This is a genomic window from Microcoleus sp. T3_B1 (assembly GCF_036700445.1).
GTDB lineage: Bacteria > Cyanobacteriota > Cyanobacteriia > Cyanobacteriales > Microcoleaceae > Microcoleus.
Map to the genome: position 1 here is coordinate 1 of NZ_JAUBOX010000197.1, position 1,354 is coordinate 1,354.

General features: G+C 40.4%; 1 protein-coding gene. It reads right to left on the reverse strand.

Annotated elements, in window-relative coordinates:
* Positions 1–19: 19 nt before the first annotated feature.
* Positions 20–1,228 (reverse strand): ISAs1 family transposase, encoded by a 1,209-nt coding sequence (locus tag QT990_RS35725; RefSeq protein ID WP_333301354.1) that lies wholly within the window; start codon positions 1,226–1,228, stop codon positions 20–22.
* Positions 1,229–1,354: the final 126 nt, after the last annotated feature.

Genomic DNA, 1,354 nt, shown 5'->3' on the forward strand with positions numbered 1-1,354 from the left:
CAGGGTAAGAGCATCTCAATCAGCCTTGACAAAAGGATTTGAGAAGAAGCATCATGTATTCATCATTCATTGCAGCCCGTTTTCTTTTCTGTCGCAAGCTACGCTTGAGAGTAGTTTCTTGATTTACAGCATTCAGGGACATCCGTCTGATAACAGCCAAGTTTCGAGGGCTATTCAAGGACCGAATGCGAGATCTATCTTCATTAAAAGTGACATCTAAAACCCAATGTTCTTGATTTTCAATACTCCAATGTTGACGAATGACGCGACCATTAAGCTGGGCATCTACGGGTAAGGAACTTAGGTAAAATTGTACTTCATGAGTGGTTTTGTTCCACAGATAACGGAAACGTTCTACTATAACAATAGTCTGAATATCTGTCCAGTCTTCTTGTTTGTAAAGCCCGCCTAAAACCCCCACTGGAACCGCCCAAACTTTTCGAGTTTCGATTCGATGATGTGCTTTTTCCGTTCGGGAATCTTCACTCACTTCAATTCCCCCAAATTGGTTGGCTCTGGCTGTTTCAAACCAGGTTTTGACTTGTTTATAAAGGGTTGGATGATTCTTTTTCAAAGTAACTACGTAATCAGCTTTTTTTTGACGAATCAGCCGAACAATCTCGGTTTGAGTACCCATCGCATCCATCGTAATAATCGCTCCGGTGACATCGATTAATTCCAATAGGGCTGGGATAGCTGTGATTTCATTGGAATGGTTTTCAACTTTAACTTGTCCAAGTACCAACCGATTTTCACTCGCCCACGCCGTCACTAAATGTAAATTCTTTTCCCCGGTTTTTCGGTCATAAGAACCTCGGATACTTTTTCCATCAATCGGGATAACTTGTTGGACAACTGGCCCAATTAATTGTTTAACCCATTCAGTCAACTTCTGTTCTAAAACTTTCGGGTCTACCTTTTCAAAAACTCGTCGGAAGGTATCATCGCTCGGGATACCATTTGGTAAGTCTAAAAATTTTTGCAACCATTGCTGCTTACTGATTCCATAATTTTCCATGTCTTCCCACCCATCACCTCCAGCTATTGTAGATAATATAGCAATGACGAGAATATCTTTCAGTAAGTGACGTTTGGTTCGGTTCACTCTCGGGTCGGGTACGTCATCAAAATAACTTGATAAGCTTCCTTGTAACTCTTGCATAGAGATAGCTGAGGGCTTCTTCAGTAGTTTAGACTTTGGCCGGGCGGGCAGGAATCCTTTATCCATTGAGTTTTACCGCTTGATGACTTAGTTTTTAAGGCATTATAAAATTGCTAATACGTAAATACCACATTTTTTATATTTGTCTTTTTGTCAAGTACAATTTATACTAAATTAGATGAGCTTACCCTG